Annotated in this window: 22 protein-coding genes, 1 pseudogene and 1 riboswitch; of the genes and pseudogenes, 19 read left to right on the top strand and 4 right to left on the bottom strand. The window is 53.8% G+C overall.

Annotated elements, in window-relative coordinates; all coding sequences use genetic code 11:
* Positions 1-790 precede the first annotated feature (790 nt).
* Both DYE26_RS34275 and DYE26_RS18905 read left to right on the top strand, forming a co-directional pair.
* A pseudogene (locus DYE26_RS34275) lies at positions 791-1,457 on the top strand (TetR/AcrR family transcriptional regulator).
* Between the two features lie 27 nt (positions 1,458-1,484).
* Positions 1,485-1,853, top strand: a complete 369-nt coding sequence (locus tag DYE26_RS18905; protein WP_036626331.1) for a DUF4180 domain-containing protein — start codon at positions 1,485-1,487, stop codon at positions 1,851-1,853.
* Between the two features lie 549 nt (positions 1,854-2,402).
* Here DYE26_RS18905 and DYE26_RS18900 read toward each other — a convergent pair.
* Entirely contained in the window at positions 2,403-3,083 is a 681-nt protein-coding gene (locus DYE26_RS18900; RefSeq protein WP_036628831.1) for a GTP pyrophosphokinase, read from the bottom strand.
* 224 nt (positions 3,084-3,307) lie between these two features.
* Here DYE26_RS18900 and DYE26_RS18895 point away from each other — a divergent pair, with 224 nt between their 5' ends.
* The 4 genes from DYE26_RS18895 to DYE26_RS18880 all read left to right on the top strand — a co-directional run bounded on the left by DYE26_RS18895 (position 3,308) and on the right by DYE26_RS18880 (position 7,066).
* On the top strand, positions 3,308-4,105 hold the full coding sequence (locus tag DYE26_RS18895) for a zinc-ribbon domain-containing protein (RefSeq protein ID WP_036626329.1): 798 nt from the start codon (positions 3,308-3,310) through the stop codon (positions 4,103-4,105).
* Between the two features lie 253 nt (positions 4,106-4,358).
* Positions 4,359-4,664 (top strand): hypothetical protein, encoded by a 306-nt coding sequence (locus tag DYE26_RS18890; RefSeq protein WP_036626327.1) that lies wholly within the window; start codon positions 4,359-4,361, stop codon positions 4,662-4,664.
* Between the two features lie 129 nt (positions 4,665-4,793).
* Positions 4,794-4,894, top strand: a riboswitch (purine riboswitch).
* 177 nt (positions 4,895-5,071) lie between these two features.
* Entirely contained in the window at positions 5,072-5,653 is a 582-nt protein-coding gene (locus DYE26_RS18885) for a xanthine phosphoribosyltransferase (protein ID WP_036626325.1), read from the top strand.
* Between the two features lie 66 nt (positions 5,654-5,719).
* Positions 5,720-7,066, top strand: coding sequence for a nucleobase:cation symporter-2 family protein (locus tag DYE26_RS18880; protein ID WP_036628830.1), 1,347 nt, complete (start codon positions 5,720-5,722; stop codon positions 7,064-7,066).
* A 99-nt stretch (positions 7,067-7,165) separates the two neighbouring features.
* Here DYE26_RS18880 and DYE26_RS18875 read toward each other — a convergent pair whose 3' ends face one another.
* A complete protein-coding gene (locus DYE26_RS18875) occupies positions 7,166-7,504 on the bottom strand; it encodes a DUF4870 domain-containing protein (RefSeq protein WP_036626323.1) in 339 nt (112 codons plus the stop codon).
* 33 nt (positions 7,505-7,537) lie between these two features.
* A complete protein-coding gene (locus tag DYE26_RS18870; protein ID WP_036626321.1) occupies positions 7,538-8,704 on the bottom strand; it encodes an MGDG synthase family glycosyltransferase in 1,167 nt (388 codons plus the stop codon).
* Positions 8,705-8,980: 276 nt separating this feature from the next.
* Between DYE26_RS18870 and DYE26_RS18865 the strand changes: the two genes are divergently transcribed.
* From DYE26_RS18865 to DYE26_RS18805, 13 genes are all read left to right on the top strand, one after another.
* Positions 8,981-9,169 (top strand): hypothetical protein, encoded by a 189-nt coding sequence (locus DYE26_RS18865; RefSeq protein ID WP_036626318.1) that lies wholly within the window; start codon positions 8,981-8,983, stop codon positions 9,167-9,169.
* A gap of 136 nt (positions 9,170-9,305) precedes the next feature.
* Positions 9,306-10,055 carry a type I methionyl aminopeptidase gene (map, locus tag DYE26_RS18860; RefSeq protein ID WP_036626315.1) on the top strand — a complete coding sequence of 250 codons (750 nt, stop codon included), beginning with the start codon at positions 9,306-9,308 and terminating at the stop codon, positions 10,053-10,055.
* 369 nt (positions 10,056-10,424) lie between these two features.
* Positions 10,425-11,483, top strand: coding sequence for a cytochrome c oxidase subunit II (coxB, locus tag DYE26_RS18855; protein WP_036626313.1), 1,059 nt, complete (start codon positions 10,425-10,427; stop codon positions 11,481-11,483).
* A 72-nt stretch (positions 11,484-11,555) separates the two neighbouring features.
* The gene (gene ctaD / locus DYE26_RS18850; RefSeq protein WP_172531729.1) at positions 11,556-13,406 is read left to right on the top strand and encodes a cytochrome c oxidase subunit I; all 1,851 of its coding nucleotides are present in this window, start codon (positions 11,556-11,558) and stop codon (positions 13,404-13,406) included.
* Entirely contained in the window at positions 13,403-14,029 is a 627-nt protein-coding gene (locus tag DYE26_RS18845; RefSeq protein WP_036626308.1) for a cytochrome (ubi)quinol oxidase subunit III, read from the top strand. Before ctaD ends, DYE26_RS18845 begins: the two co-directional genes overlap by 4 nt.
* 3 nt (positions 14,030-14,032) lie before the next feature.
* Positions 14,033-14,353, top strand: coding sequence for a cytochrome C oxidase subunit IV family protein (locus DYE26_RS18840; protein WP_036626305.1), 321 nt, complete (start codon positions 14,033-14,035; stop codon positions 14,351-14,353).
* A gap of 94 nt (positions 14,354-14,447) precedes the next feature.
* Positions 14,448-15,476, top strand: coding sequence for a cytochrome c oxidase assembly factor CtaG (ctaG, locus tag DYE26_RS18835; protein ID WP_082207938.1), 1,029 nt, complete (start codon positions 14,448-14,450; stop codon positions 15,474-15,476).
* 459 nt (positions 15,477-15,935) lie between these two features.
* Positions 15,936-16,400, top strand: coding sequence for a DUF420 domain-containing protein (locus tag DYE26_RS18830; protein WP_036626304.1), 465 nt, complete (start codon positions 15,936-15,938; stop codon positions 16,398-16,400).
* A gap of 734 nt (positions 16,401-17,134) precedes the next feature.
* On the top strand, positions 17,135-17,854 hold the full coding sequence (locus DYE26_RS18825) for a hypothetical protein (RefSeq protein ID WP_036626303.1): 720 nt from the start codon (positions 17,135-17,137) through the stop codon (positions 17,852-17,854).
* A 45-nt stretch (positions 17,855-17,899) separates the two neighbouring features.
* A complete protein-coding gene (locus DYE26_RS18820; RefSeq protein WP_036626301.1) occupies positions 17,900-18,313 on the top strand; it encodes a GntR family transcriptional regulator in 414 nt (137 codons plus the stop codon).
* Positions 18,313-19,239: an ATP-binding cassette domain-containing protein gene (locus tag DYE26_RS18815; protein WP_036626300.1), complete on the top strand. Its 927-nt coding sequence runs from the start codon at positions 18,313-18,315 to the stop codon at positions 19,237-19,239. Before DYE26_RS18820 ends, DYE26_RS18815 begins: the two co-directional genes overlap by 1 nt.
* Positions 19,239-20,144, top strand: coding sequence for an ABC transporter ATP-binding protein (locus DYE26_RS18810; RefSeq protein ID WP_036626297.1), 906 nt, complete (start codon positions 19,239-19,241; stop codon positions 20,142-20,144). Before DYE26_RS18815 ends, DYE26_RS18810 begins: the two co-directional genes overlap by 1 nt.
* On the top strand, positions 20,137-21,426 hold the full coding sequence (locus DYE26_RS18805; RefSeq protein ID WP_036626296.1) for an ABC transporter permease: 1,290 nt from the start codon (positions 20,137-20,139) through the stop codon (positions 21,424-21,426). Before DYE26_RS18810 ends, DYE26_RS18805 begins: the two co-directional genes overlap by 8 nt.
* 154 nt (positions 21,427-21,580) lie before the next feature.
* On the opposite strand, the gene DYE26_RS18800 is transcribed toward DYE26_RS18805, so the two are convergent.
* Positions 21,581-22,771, bottom strand: coding sequence for an alpha/beta hydrolase family protein (locus DYE26_RS18800; protein ID WP_036626294.1), 1,191 nt, complete (start codon positions 22,769-22,771; stop codon positions 21,581-21,583).
* Between the last annotated feature and the right edge of the window lie 124 nt (positions 22,772-22,895).

The following is a 22,895-nucleotide window of genomic DNA, read 5'->3' as shown; positions in this document are numbered from 1 at the left end:
GCCACCCGCGCCCAGCCAGTGAAAAGTAGCCGGTACCGCCGCGGTAAAGTGCATCGCTAACCGCGATGAAGCTGCGGCTGTTCAGTCCCCCCCAGTTAAGGACAAAAAATGTCCTTATTCCAGCAATATTCGTCTATTTGAGAGAAATAGAGGCGATTTATGGCGCTATTTTCTCGAATTCCCAGGAAATTACTGATTTCTTGACCATTCCTAGGAAAATAAGGACCAAAAATGTTGCTAATTAAGATGAACATGCCTGGCTGCGGATAATAAGTACATAAAGTGCCGTTATTTTGCAGGCCGACGGTTGGCAGTACTAGCAGCCGACGGTTGGCAGTACTAGCAGCCGACGGTTGGCAGTACTAGCAGTCGACAGTCGGCAATTCCAGCAGCCGGCAGTCAAGCGCCAATTTCCAGGTTGAGCCCATTTATGGTGCTATTTTTGCGACTGGGCTTAAAACGGAAGGGCATGCGCATAGGTGGTTTGGCTGCTTTTACACGCGCACTAGAAAACGGCGCCTACTGGCGTCCCCGGCCCGCAGGCGTCCACAGCCCGCAGGCGTCCACAGCCCGCAGGCGTCCACAGCCCGCAGGCGCCCTCCGTCCGCTGAAGAACCTTCAACAGGCGAACCGATCCGAATGGGTCGGTTTTTTATTAACTTGATAATGTTCTAAACAGGAGTGCTTCTTCGGCGGGGGGGCATCACCATGAGAACTTGACAGCGGGGGGTAAACTAATTCATCTTTTATTTATTCCGACTAGTCAGTATAAAAAGAAACAGGTGAAAAGATGCCCAAATTAGGAATGGAGCCAAAGCGCCGCGCGGATGTCATCAATGCCACGCTGACCCGCATCAGCAAGCACGGAATGGATGGACTTACGCTGGATAAGGTTGCAGAGTACGCAAACTGCTCGAAGAGGTGTCACATACTACTATAAAAACAAGGATCATCTGACGATCGAAGCGTTTAAGGCGTTTCTGGCCTACTATGGCGTCAAAATCCAAGCGGAAATCGACAGCTCCATGAACGCCCATGAAATGTTGAACATTACATAAAAAAACATTTTGCCGCCGCTGCAGCCTCTTGATGAGGGGCAAAGGAAAATCAAGGTTTCGGCGATTGACGGGGTCGGTCAGATGCATATCCCCTATGACGATCAAGCCAGGCTGTTTGTGCAGTTTTTTTCGAAAGCGGCGATGGATCACCGACTGCAGGAAATTTTGTCGAAAAGCTAAACGGCTGACCTGCGGGGAATTGCCTGGATTTTTGAACGCGGTCATGAATCGGGGCATCTTTCAGCCCTAGCCCTGGATGCGGTCGGCGCTGCTTATGGGCTGCTTGCCATGGTTGTAGGTCTAAGCCTTTTTAGGGTCACTGAAATTCCGACTCCGAACGGTGAAGATAATCGCTTAATTTGTCATGATTATATTCAAAGGTTTATCGCTGAAAAATAAGAAAGTCCGAAAAGGAGGAGGATCGCTGTGCAAATCAAAAAGGTGGAAGCTAACGGACGCGATATCGCTGTCGTAAGCAGCAACGAAGTGGTTATACATGACGTTCAGTCGGCACTGGACCTTATGGCCACCGTACGATATGTAACTGGCTGCGACCGGATTGTGATGGATCAATCCCTGATAAATGAAAGCTTTTTTGACCTAAAAACCCGCTTGGCTGGCGAAATTGTCCAGAAGTTTGTTAATTATCAAGTGAAGTTTGCCATCGCGGGGGATTTTTCGAGGTATGCCAGTCAAAGCCTGCGCGATTTCATCTATGAATCCAACAGCGGAAACGATCTCTTTTTTATGCCGTCCGAACAGCAAGCGATTGAAAAGCTAAGCACGGCAAAATAAAGCGTTCTGATGCCGTCCGGGCACGAACGGCAGGATTGCCGAAAACGCCGGATGCAACAGAAGCGGGTATACATTTATTTAGAAAAAAGACGCGGCAAAATGACAAACCGGCCGAAATAGCTGCAAAAATTACAGTTACTTTGGCCGGTAAAGGTTGGAGAATGCTTAATAGACGTAAAAAGTGCAGTTATTAATCGTTGTCTGGAAAGAGGGTAAAGTTTTTGGAGTAAATACTTGCGCTTTTTGCAATTATTTTGGAGAGAGCGGGCAGATCATCGAAAATAGTTGTACTTTTTGCGGTTATCCTCCGCTCCGCACAGAGCTGCGCCACCGGCTCGCCACGTCCGCCCCCGGCGCACTCGCCTGCATCCGGCGCACCCGCCTGCACCTACCGCACTCGCCCGCCCCCGCCGCACCCGCCTGCACCTACCGCACTCGCCCGCCCCCGCCGCACTCACCTGCACCTACCGCACTCACCTGCACCTACCGCACTCGCCTGCCCCCGGCGCACTCGCCGCCCCCGGCGCATCCGCCTGCCCCGCGGCGTGCCTACTCGGGCAAAGCGGCTTCGGATACGCCCATGATTTCTTTGCGCAGGCCGTGCATTTTTTTGTCCAGGGCGTCGGCGGCCTTGGCCGCTTCGGAAAGCTCGCGCACGACGTGCGGCGGTACTTGTTTGTCGTATTTGTAGTACAAAATATGCTCCATGCTCGCCCAGAAATCCATCGCCAGGGTGCGCATCTGGATTTCGACCTTCATCCACCGTTGGCCTTCGAACAAGGTCAGCGGTACGGCGACGATGACGTGCAGGCTCTGGTAGCCGTTGGGCTTGGGATTTTCAATGTAATCCTTGACCTCCAGGACGGTGATGTCTTCCCGGTGCTTCAGGTGGTCCAGCAGGCTGTAAATGTCGCGCGCGAAGGAAAAAACGATCCGCATCCCGGCGATGTCGTGGATTTGGTTCACCATATTGTCGACGGTCAATTCCAGGCCTTTACGTTCAAGCTTTTGAAGAATGCTTTTCGGCTCTTTGATTCGGGATTTGATATGCTCGATCGGGCTGTACCCGTTGTGGATTTTCCACTCCGTTTGGATCAGCTTGATTTTGTTCCCCAGCTCATCCAGGGCAAGCTCGTACAGGAAGGGCAGCTTCTTCCATTCCTCCAGCTTGCGCAGCTCATCCTCGCCGATCTCCCACTGGTACAGCTCCCTTAAATCCAGTTGCTTCAGCACGCTGTCATCGGAATTCGTATCTAATACGCTCAAGGCTATCTACTCCTAATCAAGTTCAGGTTTTCCCTTTAATTGTACCGTGAACGCCCTCCCGAATCAAAAAGAAAGCGCATTCACCGGAGCAACAAAACGGTCAAATACCGCGTCATAAGCCTGGGGACAGTTTTCACCGGGGTGAAAAATCTGGTATGATAATGAATATTTCGCGGGGAGGAATCATCATGAATTTTTTACAGCGATTAAAAGATGGTGCGGGAAAGGTGACCGATCGCGCGCAAAACGTCGTTGAAATCGGAAAACTTAACACGCAAATTTCAAATATCGAACGGGAACTCGGTTTGTATTACCAAAAGATGGGAGAAATTTTTTACGAAGGCTACCGCAAAAAAGATATGTCCTACGCCGAGAAGGAGATGCTTGATCTGGCCAAAACCTGCGACTTGCTGGCTGAGGAGCGGGACGAGATCCGGGCGAAAGTCGCCGAGCTAAAAAACGAGCGTTTGTGCGGAGCGTGCGGGCGGACGGTGTCCGAGGACGCTGTTTTTTGCCAGTATTGCGGACATAAGCTGGTCAAACGGAAAAAAGCGGTCATTCCGGAGGATTTGATCGAGCCGGTAAGGGCGGCGGCGCCGACGGCGGAGGATACCCGAATTGCCGCCAGCCCGGAACCGCCGGGGAAGGAAACGAAGAGAACCATCGACCTGGAACAGCTGCTGTTTTCGGCCAATTTGATCGAATCCGCGGAGAAGAGGGACAGCGAGGCGGTCCGCGAACCGGCCGATCCCGAAGAGGAGGAGCGGCTGCTCCGCAATCTGGAACGGGAACGCAAACGGCAGGAGGAGCTTGACCGGCGAATCCGCTCATGGACGCAAAAAGCGGAGCAGCCTGATGAAGAGAAGCCTTCGCAAGAGAAGCCTTCGCCGGGCATCACGATCGCAACCGTCAAATGCCAAATCTGCGGGTCTATGCTCGTCAAAGGCACCAAGTGGTGCCCGCATTGCGGTTCGGAGCAGGTTTAGGTTCGCGGGTGCGCGGGCTTGCGGGTGCGCGGGAAATTTGGCGCAGGTGATTCAGGGGCACTGGATAATTTCACCGGAATGTCACAAACGCTTCCTGCCGACCTGAGAGATGGTACGTAGTAATAATTAGGCGGCGGCGCCGTTTTCAGTCACGGAAACCGCGGGGCAACTCCCCGCTTGGCGCGGATGCCCGCTGAAAACGCGGGGGATGCTATACGCATCAACCGTAAGAGATTAGGGAGCGTGAATTTGCATGGAATGCATCGTCCATTTTGAAGTCATGCATAGCGAGGGACCGAAGGAATTAAGGGGGCTTATCTTTTTGGACGAAGGCAAGCTGCCGACGGAAGCGGATTTTTTGCAAATGTTCGAGGAAATGGGGTATAAGCTGCGGCTGACGGATCGGGAAAACTTGGTCTTTGAACCGACCGACTCTAGCGCGGATTACAGCAGAATCCGGGTGCGCCGCCTCGATACGGGAGAGAAAAGCTACAAGGAGGACGGCGAATTAAGATCGCTGCTGACCAACCTCATGCCGCGCGAATTCCGGCCGATCTAAGCTGTTATAAGCCGTTTTTTTCGGTCCTGGCAAGGGGCCGGGTCTGAATTTCTACAAAATATTCAATAAAGGGACGAAATCCCTCTTTATTTCCCTGGGCGATTTGCGTTATACTTCTGACATTGCTTAAAAGAGGTTCGATGTTTTTCTCGTATAAGTGCGGGGATTGGCCTGCATGTTTCTACCTGATCACCGGAAATGATCGGACTACGGGAGGAGCTCTATTTTTCGCGTCTTTACGCGTCCCAGGGGTTAAGCAGGCCAAGCGACTGTTCAAGCAGATCCGAAGGCTTGCGGCGTTAAGTTGAAATTTAGAGCGGCTTACCTGCGCGTAGTCCATTTTCCGATTGTGGAAAATGGGCTTTTTGTTTTTTGCGGCAACGAAAAATTAAGGGGGAAGGTTTGCAATGAAACTGCTTAAGGAGAAGGTTATGACCGAAGGCATCGTGCTGAGCAATCAGGTGCTCAAAGTCGATTCCTTCCTGAACCACCAAATGGACCCGGAGCTGATGCGGGAGATTGGGGGAGAGTTCGCCCGGCGTTTTGCCGGAGAAAAGATCACCAAGGTGCTGACGATCGAATCCTCGGGCATCGCCCCGGCGATCATGACGGCGCTGGAGCTGAAGGTTCCGATGATCTTTGCGAGAAAGCATAAATCGCTGACGCTGAAGGACGACATTCTCGTGGAGAAAGTGTACTCGTTTACGAAGCGGGAGACGAATGAAATTACGGTGTCCAAAAAATTTCTGTCCCCGAGCGACAGGGTGCTGATCATCGACGACTTCCTGGCCAACGGCGAAGCCGCCTTCGGCCTTGCCCGCATCGTTGAGCAGGTTGGGGCGTCCGTCGCCGGCATCGGCATCGTCATCGAAAAATCGTTTCAGCCGGGGGCCCGCCTCCTGGAGGAAGCGGGATACCGCGTCGATTCGCTGGTCCGGGTCGCTGCGCTGGAAGACGGCGTGGTTACCTTTGTTGAAGAGCCTAATTAATAGGGGAAACAAAACGCAGATGCAATTATTTATGGCATGAATGAATTTCGGGGGGAACGGTTCAATATGGAACGAGAACGTATTTTTCAGCATCACAGGCATCCGCTTAAAACATTTTCGCTGGGCATCCAGCATGTGCTGGCGATGTATGCCGGCGCGGTCATCGTGCCGCTGATCGTCGGCGGCGCGCTCAACTTCACGCAAGCGCAGCTTACGTATCTGATCGCGATCGATTTGCTCGCCTGCGGCGTGGCGACGCTGCTGCAGGTATGGGGCAACCGCTTCTTCGGCATCGGGCTCCCGGTGATGCTGGGCTGCGCTTTTCAGGCGGTTTCGCCGATGATCGCCATCGGCTTGCAGGACGGGATGGGGGTTTCCGCCATTTACGGAGCAATCATTGCCTCGGGTGTGTTCGTTTTCCTGTTTGCCGGTTTGTTCGGCAAGCTTATCGCCCTGTTTCCGCCGGTGGTGACCGGCTCGGTTGTAACGATCATCGGGGTCACCTTGATTCCGGTGGCCATTTCCGATCTGGGCGGCGGCAGCCCGGGCGAAAACCCGGACTTCGGCAGCCCGCTTAATCTAGTGCTCGGCTTCGGGGTGATGCTGTTCGTCATCCTGATGAACCGTTTCGCCAAAGGGTTTCCGCGTTCCATTTCCGTCCTGCTGGGCTTGATCATCGGGACGCTCGTGGCCGCGCTGGCCGGCAAAGTGGACCTGACGCCGCTGAAGGAAGCGGGTTGGTTCCATGCGATCCAGCCTTTTTATTTCGGCAAACCGACCTTCCACGCATCGGCGATTTTGACGATGATTCTGGTGGCGATCGTCAGCGTGGCCGAATCGACCGGGGTGTTTATGGCGCTCGGCAAAATCGTGGACAAAGACATCACATCAAAGGATCTGACGCGCGGCTACCGGGCCGAAGGGCTGGCGATCATCCTGGGCGGGATCTTCAACTCGTTCCCGTACACCACGTATTCGCAAAACGTCGGCCTTGTCCAAATGAGCCGGGTCAAAACCCGCGACGTGATCGTGGTCGCCGGCGGGCTGCTGATCCTGATCGGCTTCGTACCCAAAATCGCCGCGCTGACGCAGCTTGTGCCGACCTCGGTGCTCGGCGGGGCGATGATCGCGCTGTTCGGGCTCGTGCTCTCCTCGGGTATCCGGATGCTGGGAGATCAGGTCGATCTGAACCGGCACGAAAACCTGCTGATCATCGCCTGCTCCGTCGGCATGGGGCTGGGCGTAACGGTGCAGCCGGATATTTTTGACCGGCTGCCGGCCTACTTGCGCATTTTGGCGGATAACGGCATCGTGGCGGGCAGCGTCACGGCGATCGTCATGAACCTGCTGTTCAACGGGCTGGGAGGACGCCGCAAGGCCGAGGCCGGGGCCAAGGAAGCGGAGCAGGGCTAATTGGCTTGCATTCAGGCCTATGGCCTGGTCCTGGCCCGCGTTTGGTCTGCAGCCGGGGACAAGCCCTGGGCCTTGTTCTAACCCTAGCCCTAGCCCTGGTTACATCCGCTGCAGCTGCTTCTCCGCCAGTTCGCCGAGCCAGGGGAGCTTCAGCCATTTGCCCTGCAGCGCGGCCAACATCAGCACGGCCCAAAGCGTGACGCCCAGAACGGTCAGCAGCAGGTTGACGACCACGCCGATCACCGGCAGGAAGCCGGAAAGCGCGTGGGCCAGCATCAGCCCGCCGAACACCATGACCGATTGCAGGGCGTGAAACAGCACAAACCGGCTTCTTCGTTCGAGGGCCAAAAATGCGACGCCGCCCACAAAGGCGAACAAATAGCAAAGAAATCCGGCGACGTTCTCGTACAGGCCGGTGGAAGATTTGAAGGGAGACACGGCAGCACCTTCTTTCACAAAGCTGGATTCTTACTACCCAATGTATGACGAGCCCTCGGCGGTAAGAACCAGCTCTCCTTCCGGCGGCGTAAACCATTGCCGCATAATATCGTTCACGATCGCCTCCGCGGCCTCCGGCTTGCGGAGGTTTTCGATTTTCCGGGCGACGGCGGCCTGGCGCTCCTCATCGCTTAGGAGAGCTTCGATTTGCCCCGTCAGCGTTCCGGGATCCTCGGCGACCATAGCCACGCCTTTTTTCTGCAGATACAGGGCGTTGTTGAGCTCTTGCCCGGGGACCGGGCGATACAAGAAAATCGGCAGCCGGCAGGCCAGCGCTTCCGACAATGTGATTCCGCCCGGCTTGGTGATGATGCAGTCGCAGGCTTGCATCAGCGCGGCCACCTCGCTGACGTAGCCGTAGACATGCACGTCCGGATGCTCGCCCAATTGCTTGCTCAGACCGCGGTGCAAATTCCGGTTGCGGCCGCAGACGACAACGACCTGATGGCGCCCGGAGGACACGAGCCGGTTGCAAATATCGCGGATGCCCGTCATCACCCCGTAAGCGCCGGCCATGAGCAGAACCGTTTTCTTTCGCGGATCAAGCCGGTTCGCGATTTCGCCGCCCGGAGACGGCTCCTTGAAGAAATCGGGCTTCAGCGGAATGCCGCTGACAACGACGTTTCCCGCGGGAATGCCCCGCGACGTCATCTCCCGCTTCAAATCGTCGGTTGCGACGTAATAGCGGTCGACGCTCGGGTGAATCCAGCGCCCGTGCAGGTCAAAATCGGTGACGATATTGACCAGGGGCAGCGATTTGCCGGTCCTTTTGTTCAGCTTGGGCATCGCCAGTTGGGGGAAGGTGTGGATGATGATATCGGGCTGCAGTTGGTCGATGGTCTGCTGAAGTTTTCCCATGCCAAACGAATTGATGACGCCGAGCGGCGAGGTCTCAAACTGCATTTCTTTGGTCGCGTTGTACACCCAACCATAGATAAGCGGCAGCGTGCGGAAGCTTTGCATGTACACGAATTTGGTCAGCTCATTCAGCAGCGGATGGGCTTCGGCCATTAAATCCAGCAGGACGATATCCGCAATGCCTTTGCTGCGGAAGCTGGCTTCGAGGGCTTTGGACGCTTGATAGTGGCCATCCCCGTAGCTGGCGTACAAGATCATGATTTTAGGCGTTTGATAAGTCATGAAGATAATATCACTCCTGTTTAAGTCGAGCTGACTTTTTTGCGGTTAAGCCTTATTTTAACCTACGGCCAGACATATAAATATAATTAATGTGGGCGCAGGGCAAAAAATGTATGTTTGGAAGAAGCTGAAACCTGATGCCGAATATGCTACAATGAAAAAATAGGAGGTCATCCAAAACTAGCCCGCAGCGACTGCATAAAAACATGGATCAAGACATTTCGCGTTCTCTGGCATCGGAGCATTTACCTTTAAACGTTCTGGGAGGGAATTCATATGGCAACGAAAGGTCACGATGAAGTTAAAGAAAGTTTACGGGAAATGACCCGAATCTTCAAACCGAAAGATCCGAAAAAATTCGTGAAAGAATATGTTCGCAAGTATCGCATCATGGGCGGCTACGAAGAGGAATTGACCCACCTTGTTGAGCTTGAGCTGGGCAAGCTTGATTCATCCGTATCCTAGCCATTTGAGATTAGTCTGTGTTCGTTCCGGCGCGGGACCCGCGTCCGGGACGTTTTTTTTCTTCTCTATCTACATATAATAAATGGAATTGTCATCGTCAAATTTTCGTTCATCATGAGGGGAGAATCTGATAAGCGTGAAAATACAATTAAAGACGAAAGAGGAAATATTGCGGATGCGGGAAGCCGGCCGCATTCTGGCGGAGTGCCACCAAGGGATTGCCCGGCTGATCGGTCCGGGGATCACGACGCTGGAAATCGACCGCTTTGTCGAGTCGTTTCTGGCGGAGCGCGGCGCCACGCCGGAACAAAAAGGATACCGCGGTTTTCCGTTTGCGACCTGCGCTTCCGTCAACGACGTCGTTTGCCACGGGTTCCCGAACGACCGCAAGCTGCAGGCGGGGGATATCGTGACGATCGACATTGTGGTCAATAAAAACGGCTGGCTGGCGGATTCGGCCTGGTCCTACCGCGTCGGAAAGGTCGGGCCGGACGCAGAGAAGCTGCTCCAGACGACCGAGAAGGCGCTTGACGCCGGGATTGCCCAGGCTTACCCGGGCAGCAAAATCGGCGACATCGGCTACGCCGTGCAGCGCGTGGCAACGGCGGCGAACGTCGGCATCGTCAGGGCGCTGATCGGACACGGGATCGGGAGATCGATGCACGAACCGCCGGATGTTCCGAATTTCGGGCGGCCGAAGAGCGGGGTGACGCTGCGGCCGGGCATGGTCATCACCATTGAGCCGATCTTTACCGGCGGGGATACGGGGGCCGTGCTGTGGGAGGATGACGGCTGGACGATCCGCTCGGCGGACGGCAGCCTGGGGGCCCATTATGAGCATACGCTGGCCATTACGGAGGACGGTCCGCTGGTGCTGACAAAATAAGGGAGAGCGTTGGCTCTCTTTTTTTTGCTAAAATGAAATAATGTTTAAAGAAATGTCAAAAATGAAGCAGAGCCGGAAAACGCTCTCGCACGGCGGGGATTACGCAAAATTTGGCAGCTCTTTCGACCTATGCCGAAACCTAGAAAACGCTAACAAATCCTTTGGTGACGGGCCTTTTCGGGTTTTTGAACAATTTGTGAACTCCCCTTCAATCATTGACAAAACAGGGGTTCGATCATATATTTAATAGGTGATTGTTGTAATTGACAGAAATGTAGTTTCCGTGATAGGCTTGTGGAATTTTTGAGCGCTCGCTCTCTGGAAACTGTATGCCAGATCGGAAGAAAACGGAAGAAGTGGGGTAGATGAATGATGAAACCGTGGAAGGCTGTAAAGCGGCTGTTGCCTTTGTTTGCCGGACTTTCGCTCCTCTTGTCCGCATGCGGCCGCGAGGACCTGTCCGTGCTCAGACCGCAGGGACCGGTGGCCGAAGGGCAACTCGGACTTATCAAGCTGTCGATTTCGATCATGATCGTCGTCATGTTGATCGTGTTTGGCATCGCCGCTTACGTCTTGGTGAAGTACCGGCGCAAACCGGGACAAACCGAAGTGCCGAAGCAAGTCGAAGGCAACTTTAAATTGGAGATTATTTGGACGGCCATCCCGTTAGTTCTGGTACTTATCCTGGCCGTGGCTACGGTGCAAAAGGTGTTCGCGATCGGCGAAGACTACTCGAAGGATAAAAATGCCGTCAAAATCAAAGTAACGTCGCACCAGTTCTGGTGGGAATTCACTTATCCCGATTACGGCATTACGACGGCCCAGGACATGGTTATTCCAACCGGCAAGAAAATCGCGCTTGAGCTGAAAACGGCCGACGTGCTGCACTCCTTCTGGGTACCTTCCCTGGCGGGGAAAATCGACACGAATACGGACGGGACGATCAATAAAGCCTGGCTCGAAGCTTCCCGCGAAGGCGTTTTCTTGGGGAAATGCGCCGAACTCTGCGGGAAATCCCACGCATTCATGGAATTCCGGGTTAAAGCGGTGAGCGAGGATTCCTTCAACAAATGGGTGGACTCCATGAAAGCCCCGGTTCAGACGATCGCCGATCCGGAAGTCGCGGAAGTGTTCAAGACGCAATGCTTGAGCTGTCACGCTGTCGGTGATCAAGGCGGCCCGGTCGGACCGAATCTGACGGGGATCGGAAGCAGAGAAACCGTTGCCAGCATCTTACATAATTCGGAAGCGTCGGGCAAGCCGGTGGACGGAAAACCGATCAAGGATAATTTGGTGGAATGGCTGACGGATCCGCAAAAGGTAAAACCCGGCAACAAAATGCCGAACCCGAAGGAAGACCTGGGGCTGACGGATGACCAAATCGACGCCATCGCCGACTATTTGGCAAACAGCAAATTATCCTACTGATGGATGGATAGCAATTTAAAGGGGGTACAAACCTTGGCTCATGCTCACAGTGTCAAGCGGCACAAGGGGTTGATGGACTGGTTAACGACGGTCGATCACAAAAAAATCGCCATATTGTATTTGGTGGCGGGCGGATTTTTCTTCGGGATCGGCGGGATTGAGGCGCTGCTGATCCGCGTGCAGCTTGCAAAGCCGATGAACGATTTCGTGTCGGCGCAGCAGTTTAACGAATTGATTACGATGCACGGCACGACGATGATTTTCCTCGGCGTCATGCCGGTCATTTTCGCCCTGATGAACGCGGTTATCCCGCTGCAGATCGGGGCTCGGGACGTGGCGTTTCCGTTTTTGAACGCGCTGGGATTCTGGACGTTTTTGTTCGGCGGTCTGCTGCTGAACCTCAGCTGGCTGATGGGCGGCGCTCCGGATGCCGGATGGACGTCTTATACGCCGCTGTCTTCAAACACTTACAGTTTGACGCATGGCGTGGACTTTTACACGATCGGGCTGCAGATCGCCGGTTTGGGGACGTTGATCGGCGGTCTGAACTTCCTGGCGACGATCATTACGATGCGCGCGCCGGGCATGTCCTTTATGCGGATGCCGATGTTCTCGTGGACGACGTTTATCACTTCGGCCATCATTTTGTTCGCGTTCCCGGCGATTACGGTCGGCCTGGTGCTGCTGACCTTTGACCGGATTTTGGGCGCCAATTTCTTCAATGTGGAAAGCGGCGGGAACCCGGTGCTTTGGCAGCATATTTTCTGGATTTTCGGCCACCCGGAAGTGTACATTTTGATTTTGCCGGCTTTCGGCGTGATTTCCGAAGTTATTCCGACGTTTGCGCGCAAGCGGCTGTTCGGTTACAGCTCGATGGTGTTCGCGACGATTTTGATCGCCTTCCTCGGCTTCATGGTTTGGGCTCACCATATGTTTACGACGGGGATGGGGCCGGTCGCAAACGCCCTGTTCTCCATTTCGACGATGCTGATCGCCGTCCCGACAGGGATCAAAATCTTCAACTGGCTGTTTACGATGTGGGGCGGGCAAATCCGCTTTACGGCGGCGAACCTGTTCGCCTCCGGCTTTATCCCGACGTTCGTCATGGGCGGGGTTACCGGCGTTATGCTGGCTTCGGCCCCTGCGGACTATCAGTATCATGACACGTATTTTGTCGTGGCGCATTTCCACTACGTAATCGTCGGCGGCCTGGTGCTCGGCTTGTTTGCCGGTCTGCACTATTGGTGGCCGAAGATGTTTGGACGCATGTTAAGCGAGAGATTGGGAAAAGTCGAGTTTTGGACGTTTATCATCGGTTTCCATATGACCTTCTTTGTGCAGCATTTCCTCGGTTTGATGGGGATGCAGCGCCGCGTGTTTACGTATTTGCCGAACCAGGGCTTTGACCTGCTGAACCTGATCAGTACGGTCGGCGCGTTTTTGATGGGCGTGGGCGTCATCGTGTTCCTGATCAACGTCGGAATTACGGCAAAACAACCGAAAGGTGCGGCAAACGATCCTTGGGAAGACGGACGTACGCTGGAATGGGCGATTCCTTCGCCGCCGCCGGAATACAACTTCAAGCAAATTCCGCTGGTGCGCGGGCTCGACGCTTTCTGGAAAGAGAAAATGGCCGGCAACAAGGAGATGACGCCGGCGGAACCGGTGGGACCAATTCACATGCCTTCGCCGACGATCCTTCCGTTTGTGATGTCGGTGGGCTTGTTTATCGCCGGTTTGGGTTTTATGTTCACCAATGACGATTTCGGCAACAGCTTCCTGAATTTGCTCTTTAATAAGTACATTGTAGTCATCATCGGTTTGGCGATTACGTTTGGATGCATGCTGCTTCGTTCGCTGTATGACGATCATGGCTGGCATATCGAACCGGAAGAGCCGAATGAGAAGGAGGTTACGGCATGACGACACCACATGCGCATCAGGCTGCGGGCGCTTTGCCTCATGAGCCGGAGAAGGCGACGCTGGAAGGACGCAATAAAATCCTGGCCTTCTGGTTGTTTCTCGGCGGCGAGGCGGTCCTGTTCGGCACGCTGTTCGCCACCTTCCTGACTTTGCGGAACCAAGTCGCCGACGGACCGTCGGCGGCCGAATTGTTCAGCCTGCCGATGACGGCGGCCGCGACGTTTATCCTGCTGGTGAGCAGCTTGACGAGCGTATTTGCCATCCAGGCGATGCACCGCGGCGATCAAAAGAAGCTGGCGACCTGGCTGGCCGTCACGGTCGTGCTCGGCTTGGCGTTCCTCGTCCTGGAAATTTACGAGTTTTACGAATACGTACATCGCGATGAATACGGCATGACGACGAGCGCGTTCAGCTCGGCCTTTTATACGCTGGTCGGGTTCCACGGGGCTCACGTTTTGTTCGGTATTCTTTGGATCTCGCTGTTGATCGGTCAGCTGTTCAAAAAAGGCCTCACCGTCGTAACGGCGCCGAAGGTGTACGTATCGGCCATTTACTGGCACTTTATCGACGTTGTATGGGTGTTCATTTTCACGGTCGTCTACCTGCTCGGAAAGGTGGTATAACAGATGGTGAGCCAGGAAACAAACGGCACGCAAGCGGTCAAACGCCATCAGCGGCATGAGGGCCCGCAGAAGCATATCATCGCTTTCGTGTTCTCCATCGTTTTGACCTTGATCGCTTTCGCGGCGGTCGCCGCCGGCGGAGTGAACGCGGCGTTTACCGTCATTCTGCTGCTGGTGATGGCGGTGCTGCAGGTGCTTGTGCAACTGGGATACTGGATGCACATGAAGGATAAGGGCCACATGATCCCGATCCTGTTTATGTTCGGGGGATTCTTTGTCGCTTTTACCGCGGTCATTGCCGCTTTATACTGGATGTGGTGGTAAGATGAAAAAGAGGCGGGTCTGATCCGGAGATCATGGCCCCCCTCTTTTTTTCACAATTTAGACAGAAAATCCGGCGGCGGAGGGAGGTTTTACGATGCTTGGATTAGAATATTTTAAATTTGCGGATGTTTGGAGTCCGGTATTTCTGGCCTTTATGCTGCTGATTACGGCGGGATATTTCGTGCTGATCGGTCCGGGCGGCGGGAAATGGGCCGCGGAGGAACGCGTGCCGGCGGGGCGGAAACTGCTGTTCGCGGCCGGGATGGCGCTGCTGTACCTGGCTCAGGGCGGTCCGGTCGAACTGCTGGGGCATATGATGTTCAGCTTCCATATGATAAGCATGGCATTGTCTTATCTGGTTGCTCCGCCGCTGCTGATGTTGGGTATCCCGCCTTGGGTATGGCGGAAAGTCGCCGTGTTTCTGGCCGGAAGCCCGCTGCGCCAGTTGCGGTTTTTGGTGAAGCCGGTGGCGGCGGCCGTGGTGTTTAACGGACTGTTTTCGTTTTACCATATCCCGGCGGTTCACGATTACGTGATGCTGCATTTCGGCGTGCACCGGCTTTATTACATCGTCCTGTTTATCGCTTCGGGGCTGATGTGGTGGACTTTGGTGAACCCGCTGCCTGAACGCCCGGGGGCGCAGGGGCTGAAGAAAATGGGGTTTATTTTTCTGAACATGGTGCTGCTTACGCCGGCCTGCGGCTTGATTATCTTTACGAAGGAGCCGCTTTACGCGACCTACAGCGATCCGAACGTGTGGGCGAGAGCGATGGGGTACTGCGTTTCGGGAAATCCCGCGATGCTGTTAAGCCAATTCGGCGGTCCGCAGTTTTTCGGGTTCTTGGAACCCGGCATCGATCAGCAGGTGGGCGGCATTTTGATGAAGTTCATCCAGGAGTTTATCTTCGCCTCGATGCTGGCGTATGTCTTTTACCAGTGGTACAAGCAGGAGAACCGCGGAGGCGACGATGAGGAACTGGCGGTTCAGCTTGCCGGGGCTCATGAGCCCTCCGGGGGGCGTGAGCAATCTGAGGTGCGTGAGCATACCGAGGTACGTGGGCAATCCGAGGCGCGTGAGCCTTCTAAAACTCGTGAGAAACCCGAGGCACGGGTTATTCAGTAATCGCGCTTGATCGATGGGGTTGCTCGAATGATCGATTTATCCGGTTTTTCTTGTGCTAACGGTTGTCATCGCGCTTATTTGGCCGAAAAAACGAAGGTGCATTTCTAACGGTTGTATGCGCGCTTATTTGGGCGAAACAGCCCCTTTACCTGCGAAAAAACGGGAATAAGCTCGTTGGCAACCGTTACATCTTGTAATCCTCCGTTTCAACCCCAATAGCGCCGCTCACAACCGTTAGAAATTTCCTGCTCTTTTACACTTTCTTTTTACGCACTCGCACCTGTTCCCGCTAGGTCAAGCCAGATTCGCGGTTTTGAGGCGAAACAGGCCAGCTATTGGATTTTCCAACGAGGGCTGGGGGGGAACGATCGGGTTGCCGGGTACGAAGCGGTATGAAGCAGGTTTTATTGAAGCAAAGTCAAGGATACAGTCCTCACAAAACTTTTAGGAGGTTCGAAATTGGATCTGTACACGTTGTTCCCGACGATCAGCACGTCGTTTATCGTCATTAGTGCGGTGCTGGTTGCCATCGGGTGGCGATTGATCATTAAGGGCAAGCGGGAAGCCCACAAGAAGACGATGATCGCCGCCGCGGTCGCGGCGCTGCTGTTTTTTGTGATTTATATGTCCCGTACGGTGTTTATCGGGAATACGTCCTGGGGCGGTCCGGACAGCCTGAAAGGATATTATCAGACTTTCCTCATTTTCCACATCGTTCTGGCGACGGTGGCGGCCGTCTTCGGCCTCACAACGCTGGTGCTTGGATTCCGGGAAAAGTACGCGAAACACCGCAAATGGGGCAGAACGACTTCGGTGATCTGGTTTTTTACGGCGATTACCGGCGTGGCCGTCTACGTGCTGCTGTACTTGATGTACCCGGGCGGCCATACCAAGCCGGTATGGGAAGTGATTCTCGGCGTCTGACGATGCGGGGAACGAGCTAGCTGAGCGCTAATCAGCGCTAATCAAGCGCTAACCGAGCACTAGCCGAGTGCTAACCCAGCTCTAGCCGGCACTAACCAAGCGCTAATCAAGCATTACCCAAAGCGCTAACCGAATCCCATGTCCCGCATATGGAAACGTCCTGAGTTATAAACTCGGGGCGTTATTTTTTTGCTTGCAGAAGTGTGTTGAGCAGGGGGGGGTTTGACGGATTCATCCCTAGTCATTATACTGTATATAAAGATATATACAGTAGGCACAGTTCAGTTTGACGCAAAATTCGGCGCACGGTTCGGAGTTTGCTTTAAGCCGTATCCGGCCCCAATTGGGTAGAAGTTTTACGGCTCAACCTAATAATCGGGAGATCAATATCCGCTGTCCGGACGCTTTGCACGATTATCCCGTTTGATCCGGGAGCCAAGAGGAAGATAAACTCAGGAGAAGTAAATAGGTTTGGGAGAAGCGGACATGTTCGAGAACGTTAGACAGGTTTGTTGAGAATGAGGTTTAGGAGAAGTGAAGCAGACCCGACGGGAGGAATGGGGCGCGACACCGGGAAAAATGAAAGGACCGTGATTAGCCCCCACCCTCTACCCTCTGAACCAAAGGGATAATCGTGCTAAGCAGCATGCAGGGATATCAAGACAATTTATTTTGTCATGCACTGATTTCGGTTTTGAGCCAGTTTACATTTTGAAAAAGAAAGGTTGAGTGTATTGAACAGGTGGAAAGACGCGTGGGTCATCTTCATAAGGGATCTGCGCGGGGACCGGTTGTACCTGATCTGGAACGTCTTGTTTATGCTGTATATGGCGCTGATGATGAGCTTTATGTTCCGAAACGACGAACGGGGGGCTTTTTTGCTTGAGTCGATGGCGGATTTTCTCATGCTGCTGTTGATTCCGTTTACCGGTTTTTATTTTTCGCGGCGCTCATTTAACTACCTTAAAGAAGATTCATATACGCAGATGCTGCGGTTTTACCGCACGCTTCCCATCCCGGCGGACGCGGTGATGCTAGGCCGGATTATACAGTTGGTTACGGCGATCTTTTTTAATGGCGTGCTTTATTTTGCGGCGCTTTATCTGCTTTCGGCAACCCTGCGAAGCGAGCTGAGTCTGGCGGGATACATTGCTTTTGCCTTAACTTGGTGCGGCTACGGATTGCTGCTTAACGGCGCTTACATTTACTTTGAATTTTTAAAGAAAGGCAGCACATATCTTTGGATGTCGATGGCCTCAATGGTGCTGGTCGCTTTGCTCGCTTTTGTCGTCAACGGCTTCGGGGGGAATCTGATCAAGCTGACGGTGGATTACTCCGGGCGATATGCGCTCCTGTCGCCGCTGATGTGGGGAACCTTGGTCTGCGGAACACTGGGCTTAAACCTGTTTGCCGCCGTCACGAAGCGCAAGCTGGCCGTGCGGGATCTGGCATAATGGGAACCTTGGGAAAAGCGCTGGAAGGCGGAGGTGACGAAAGCGATGTGGATTCCCATTCAGCTGAATGAGGAGAGCGGAGCGCCGTTGTATCATCAGATCGAAACGCAGCTCAAATCGCTGATTATCAGCGGGCAAATCGAAGAAGGAACATTGCTGCCTTCAATCCGGGAATTCGCCGGAAGCCTGAACTGCAGCGTAATCACCGTTCGCCGCGTCTATCAGGATCTGGAGAACGAGGGACTGCTGCGGACGAAGCAAGGAACCGGGACCTTTGTGGCGAAGGTGGGAGCCGCGGAACGCGGCGAGTACCGAAAAACGGTCGTGCAGCAGGCCATCGCCGCGGCGGTAGATACCGGGAAATCGATGAATTTCGGAGAGGAAGAGCTGACACAGCTGTTTTTGCAAGTTTTGCGGATGAAATACGGATCTGAGGGCAAAAAGGGGGAGGAGAGCTGATGGAATTCGAGCTGGCTATAGAGCTGATTGGGGCCGTAAAGCGGGGGCGCAGGAAAACGATCGGCCCGCTGAATTTGCAAATTCCCGCAGGCTATATCGTCGCTTTGGTCGGACCCAATGGAGCGGGAAAAAGCACGATCATGCAGATGATTTTGCAGATAATTGCACCGGATGAGGGAGAAATCAAATGGTACGGCCACGTTCCGGCCGGTGAACTGCCGCTTGAAATTCGCCGGCAAATCGGGTACGTTCCGGAAAACCCGGCGGTGGACGAGAACTTTGTGACCCCGGAAGAAGCGGCGAAATTCCGCTCCCATTGGTACCCGGATTGGGACGCGAAGCGGTTTGAGCGGTTAATGGACCGTTTTGATGTGCCGCGGCGCGAACGTTTAAACCGGATGTCCAAAGGCGAACGGCGCAAATTCGAAATCGCCGCCGCGCTGGCGGCCAAACCGAAGCTGCTGCTGCTTGACGAGCCTTCGTCTGGGCTTGACCCGTTCGCTTGGGGTACGATGATCGAGGAACTGAAAGATTTTATGGATGAGGGTGGCGAAGCGGTGTCGATCGTGCTCAGTACGCACATGGTTGAAGAAGTGAAGCGGCTGGCCGATTACATCGCCCTCGTTCATGAAGGCAAGGTGCTCGGCATGGCCGAAAAAGACCTGCTGCTTGGAAGCTGGAAAGAATTTTGGCTCAAAGGGGAAAACTTGACGCCGGGTGATTTCCCCGGCACCGTAATTTTCCGGGAGAATGGCCCCGGCATCAGCAAGCTGGCCGTTAGGAACAATGGCGATTTTACGCAGTGGTGCGGGGACCATGGACTGCAGGTGATTCAAAGCCGGAGTATGGAGCTGGAGGAAATTTTGAAGTTATGGATGCAGGGTTATCCTCCGGGCGATTTTTTTACGAAAGAAGGGGAGAAATGATGGCATATCCGTTGGTTTTGGAAAACGTGGTAAAGCAGTTCGGGGAAAAAACGGCCGTTAATCATATTTCGCTTCGGGTGGAGGAAGGGGAAATTTACGGTCTGCTTGGCGCAAACGGGGCCGGCAAAACGACGACGATGCGGATGGTGCTGGGGCTGATCTATCCGGACAGCGGACGCATTTTGTACCATGGCAAGCCGTACGGCCGGGAGCTCCAACACGAGATGGGGTATTTGCCGGAAGAAAGGGGTATGTACCCCAAGGTGAAGGTCAGCGACCAGATCATTTATTTGGCCCGCCTGAGGGGGATGTCGGCGGCGGAGGCCGACAAAAGCCTGAAATATTGGCTCGACCGTTTTGAAGTGCCGGAATATTACGACAAAAAAATCGAGGAGCTGTCCAAAGGGAACCAGCAAAAAATGGGCTTTATCGCCGCCGTCGTCCACAAGCCGAAAATCGTCATCATGGACGAGGCGTTCAGCGGTCTGGATCCGGTTAACGTCGAGCTGCTCAAGGCCACGGTGAAGGAGCTGCGCGACCAGGGCACCAGCATTTTATTTTCCACGCACCGGATGGAGCATGTGGAGGAGCTGTGCCGCAACATTACGATTTTGCACCGCTCCAACACGGTACTGCAGGGCAATTTGCAGGAAATTAAGAAACGTTATCCCCGCGAAGAGGTGCTGCTGAAAACGGCGGGGGAAGTGAACGGCCTGGAGAGGTTAGACGGCGTTAAAGCGGTGGAGCGGACGGATAACGGTTATTTGCTCCGGATCAAGGATGCGTCCGCTGCGCAGGCGATTCTGAAAACCGCGATGGAATCTGCCGAAGTGGAGCATTTTGAGATTAAGGAACCGACGCTCAACCAAATCTTTATTCGGGAGGTAGGCGAGTCGAATGAATAAAATGCGTACGGTGATCGGCTTTACGTTTATGAACAAGGTGCGGACGAAAGCCTTTATCATCACGACGGTCGTGTTGGCGTTGCTCGTTTCTGTCGGCCTCCATGTGCCTTATTTTATCGATAAATTTGCCGGGGGCAACGATCAGCCGTCGAAGATCGGCGTCGTCTATGCCGGCCAGCCGGAGTTGGCGAAAGCCTTAACGGCCTATGCGGAAAAGCAGCCGGCAGCTAGTTTTACGCTGATCCCCTACGAAAACGCGGATGAGGCCGCGCTGGGTCAAGAGCTCGAAGCGGGCAAAATCGACGGTTATCTGCGGTTTGCATCCGGGGCGGATCGCGGTTTTCCGGCGGTGACGTATACGTCCGAGTCCGGCCAGATGAAGGCGGATCTGCAAAACGCCCTGCAGGCGGCGCTTCAGCACGTCAAGGTGCAGTACATTACGAAGGGCATGCTTAGTGAAGCTCAAATCGCCGCGCTCAACGCGCCGGTTCAGATCGAGGCGGTAAAGTCCGCCGCGGAAGACGGAGCCAAGGAAGGGCCGGGCGGCAACGGCGGGGCGGAGCCCGGCGCGATCAACTATGTCGTCGTATACGCGCTGATCATTTTGTTCTTCATGACGATCACGATGACCGGGAATATGATCGCCTCCGAGGTGACGGCGGAAAAAAGCTCGCGCATCATGGAAATTCTCATTACGAGCGTATCGCCGCTGGCGCAGATGTTCGGCAAAATCATCGGCATGTTTTTTATCGGCTTGCTGCAGATTTTCGTGTTCGCCGCGGTCATTGCGGTCAACGTAACGCTGCCGTACAACCAGCCGGTGCTGGCCGATTTCAACCTCGATTTATCGCAGATCCGCGTCGAGGTGCTGGTGCTTGGGCTAGTCTTCTATATCCTCGGCTACTTTCTGTACGCGACGCTGTTTGCCGCCATCGGCTCGCTGGTGAGCCGGACGGAGGAGCTCGGCCAGGCGGTGATGCCGATTACGATGCTGTCGCTGGTCGCTTTTTACATCGGGATTTTCAGCTTGAGCAGCCCCGATTCGATGCTGCTTAAAATAAGCTCCTATATCCCGTTCGTTTCGCCCGTATCGATGATCGTCCGGATCGGCGTCGGAACAACGCCGGTGTGGGAGATCGCGCTTTCGCTGCTTATCCTCGCCGCCGCAATTTTCCTGTTCGGCTGGCTGTCGGCGAAAATTTACCGTACGGGCGTACTGCTCTACGGCAAGCGGCCGACGCTGAAAGAGCTGCGCAAGGCGATGAAGGCGTACAAAATTTGAACCAATTGCGGGCCAAACTTGTTGTACGGTGTCATCATTACCGAGAATATTTTCGAAATTAATGAGAGATAACTTAAAAAGATGATTCCTGTATTGTACAGGAGTCATCTTTTTTTAACCCTCGTTGGTATCCGTAATTATTCGTCCAATGCAGTTACTTGCCTACTTGCAGCGTTTGATCCAACCATTCGAAGAGCCGGTGATTGAACAGCAGCAATGCTCCAAATTGACAATGTTCCTCAGCGCATTCTTCGGCGGTGAATTTCATATAGGTTTTAGGACAAGCGAGCGCGTCATATAACATCTGGGGCTGGCCTGCGAAAAAGTGATCATGTTCAGCTTCGCACACGAGCGTGGGACACTGGATTTTATCGGCCACGCCTTCCAAGGTGTAGGCAGCTGTTTTCGCGACGAGTTCACTAATGCTTTTAGCTCTGTACGTGAACATGCCGTTTTCGATCGCCCAGCGGATATTGACGTTCTTCTCCATTAATATACGTATGAATTTTTCCATATTAATAGGGTCATCCAAATCGCCATGAAACCCTTGCTGAAGTTTCCGGCCCATCTCGCCAAATTGAAAGGAGAATAAACCATCGTTTGCGATACAAGCGGCAAGGCGATGTTCGAAAGCGGCTGCACGAGGCGCTAAATGACCGCCGAAACTGATCCCCATAAGGGCGATCCGTTGGGGATCGACCTCAGCCCGATTCCACAAAAAATCGACCACAGGCGAGACAACGTTTTCCCAATCGTTGCGAAACGGCAGGTGCTGCTCCCGAATAACCGCGCCTTGCCCCGGACCCTCGAAGGTAAGGCAGTTGTACCCACGCTGCAGTGCCGCCGCCGCCACTTCCCAATAAAGCTCTTCCCCTGTAGAATCATAGCCCCCGTGAACAATCAAGGTAGGCCGCCGCTCGTCATCTACGCGGTAAAAATATCCCGGTAAACGGGTCCCCTCATACGGAATTTCCACTTGCTCCACGAAATCCATGAATTGAATGGCTTGGCGGAATGCGGACCGGCTTTTATCCCAAGTCTCCAGGATACGTGGATCACCCGGCGCGCCATGCAGGAAAAATTCCGCTGTGCGGTAGTAATTGGAGGCTCTCATATAAAACTCCTTCGCACTGATTCGATTGCCCCGCTTCAGGCTGTCGTCAGCCAAAGCTTGAATTCTTTCGGCGGTTTTATACCATTCGGTGTACCAGCTTTCAAAATCCCCTTCTTTGATCCGGTAGGCGGTTGACAGACATTCGCCAATATCGGCTCCTCCATAAGGGGCATAGCTGAGCGTTCTAAGCAGCTCAAAGGAAAAAGTTTGATCATTAAAGACAAGACGCATGGTAATCGCTCCTCATTTTCTTGGATTGTAGTTGTGTGCTTTATAGGTTAATATTAACTTATATCAAGAAAGTTTATATGTCAATAATAACTTATGTTAAAATTAACTTATGTATATTTTGAAG

It is taken from the genome of Paenibacillus macerans, from assembly GCF_900454495.1.
Classification (GTDB): domain Bacteria; phylum Bacillota; class Bacilli; order Paenibacillales; family Paenibacillaceae; genus Fontibacillus; species Fontibacillus macerans.
Note: the sequence above shows the minus strand (reverse complement) of the source record. Positions and strands in the feature narration are given on the sequence as shown.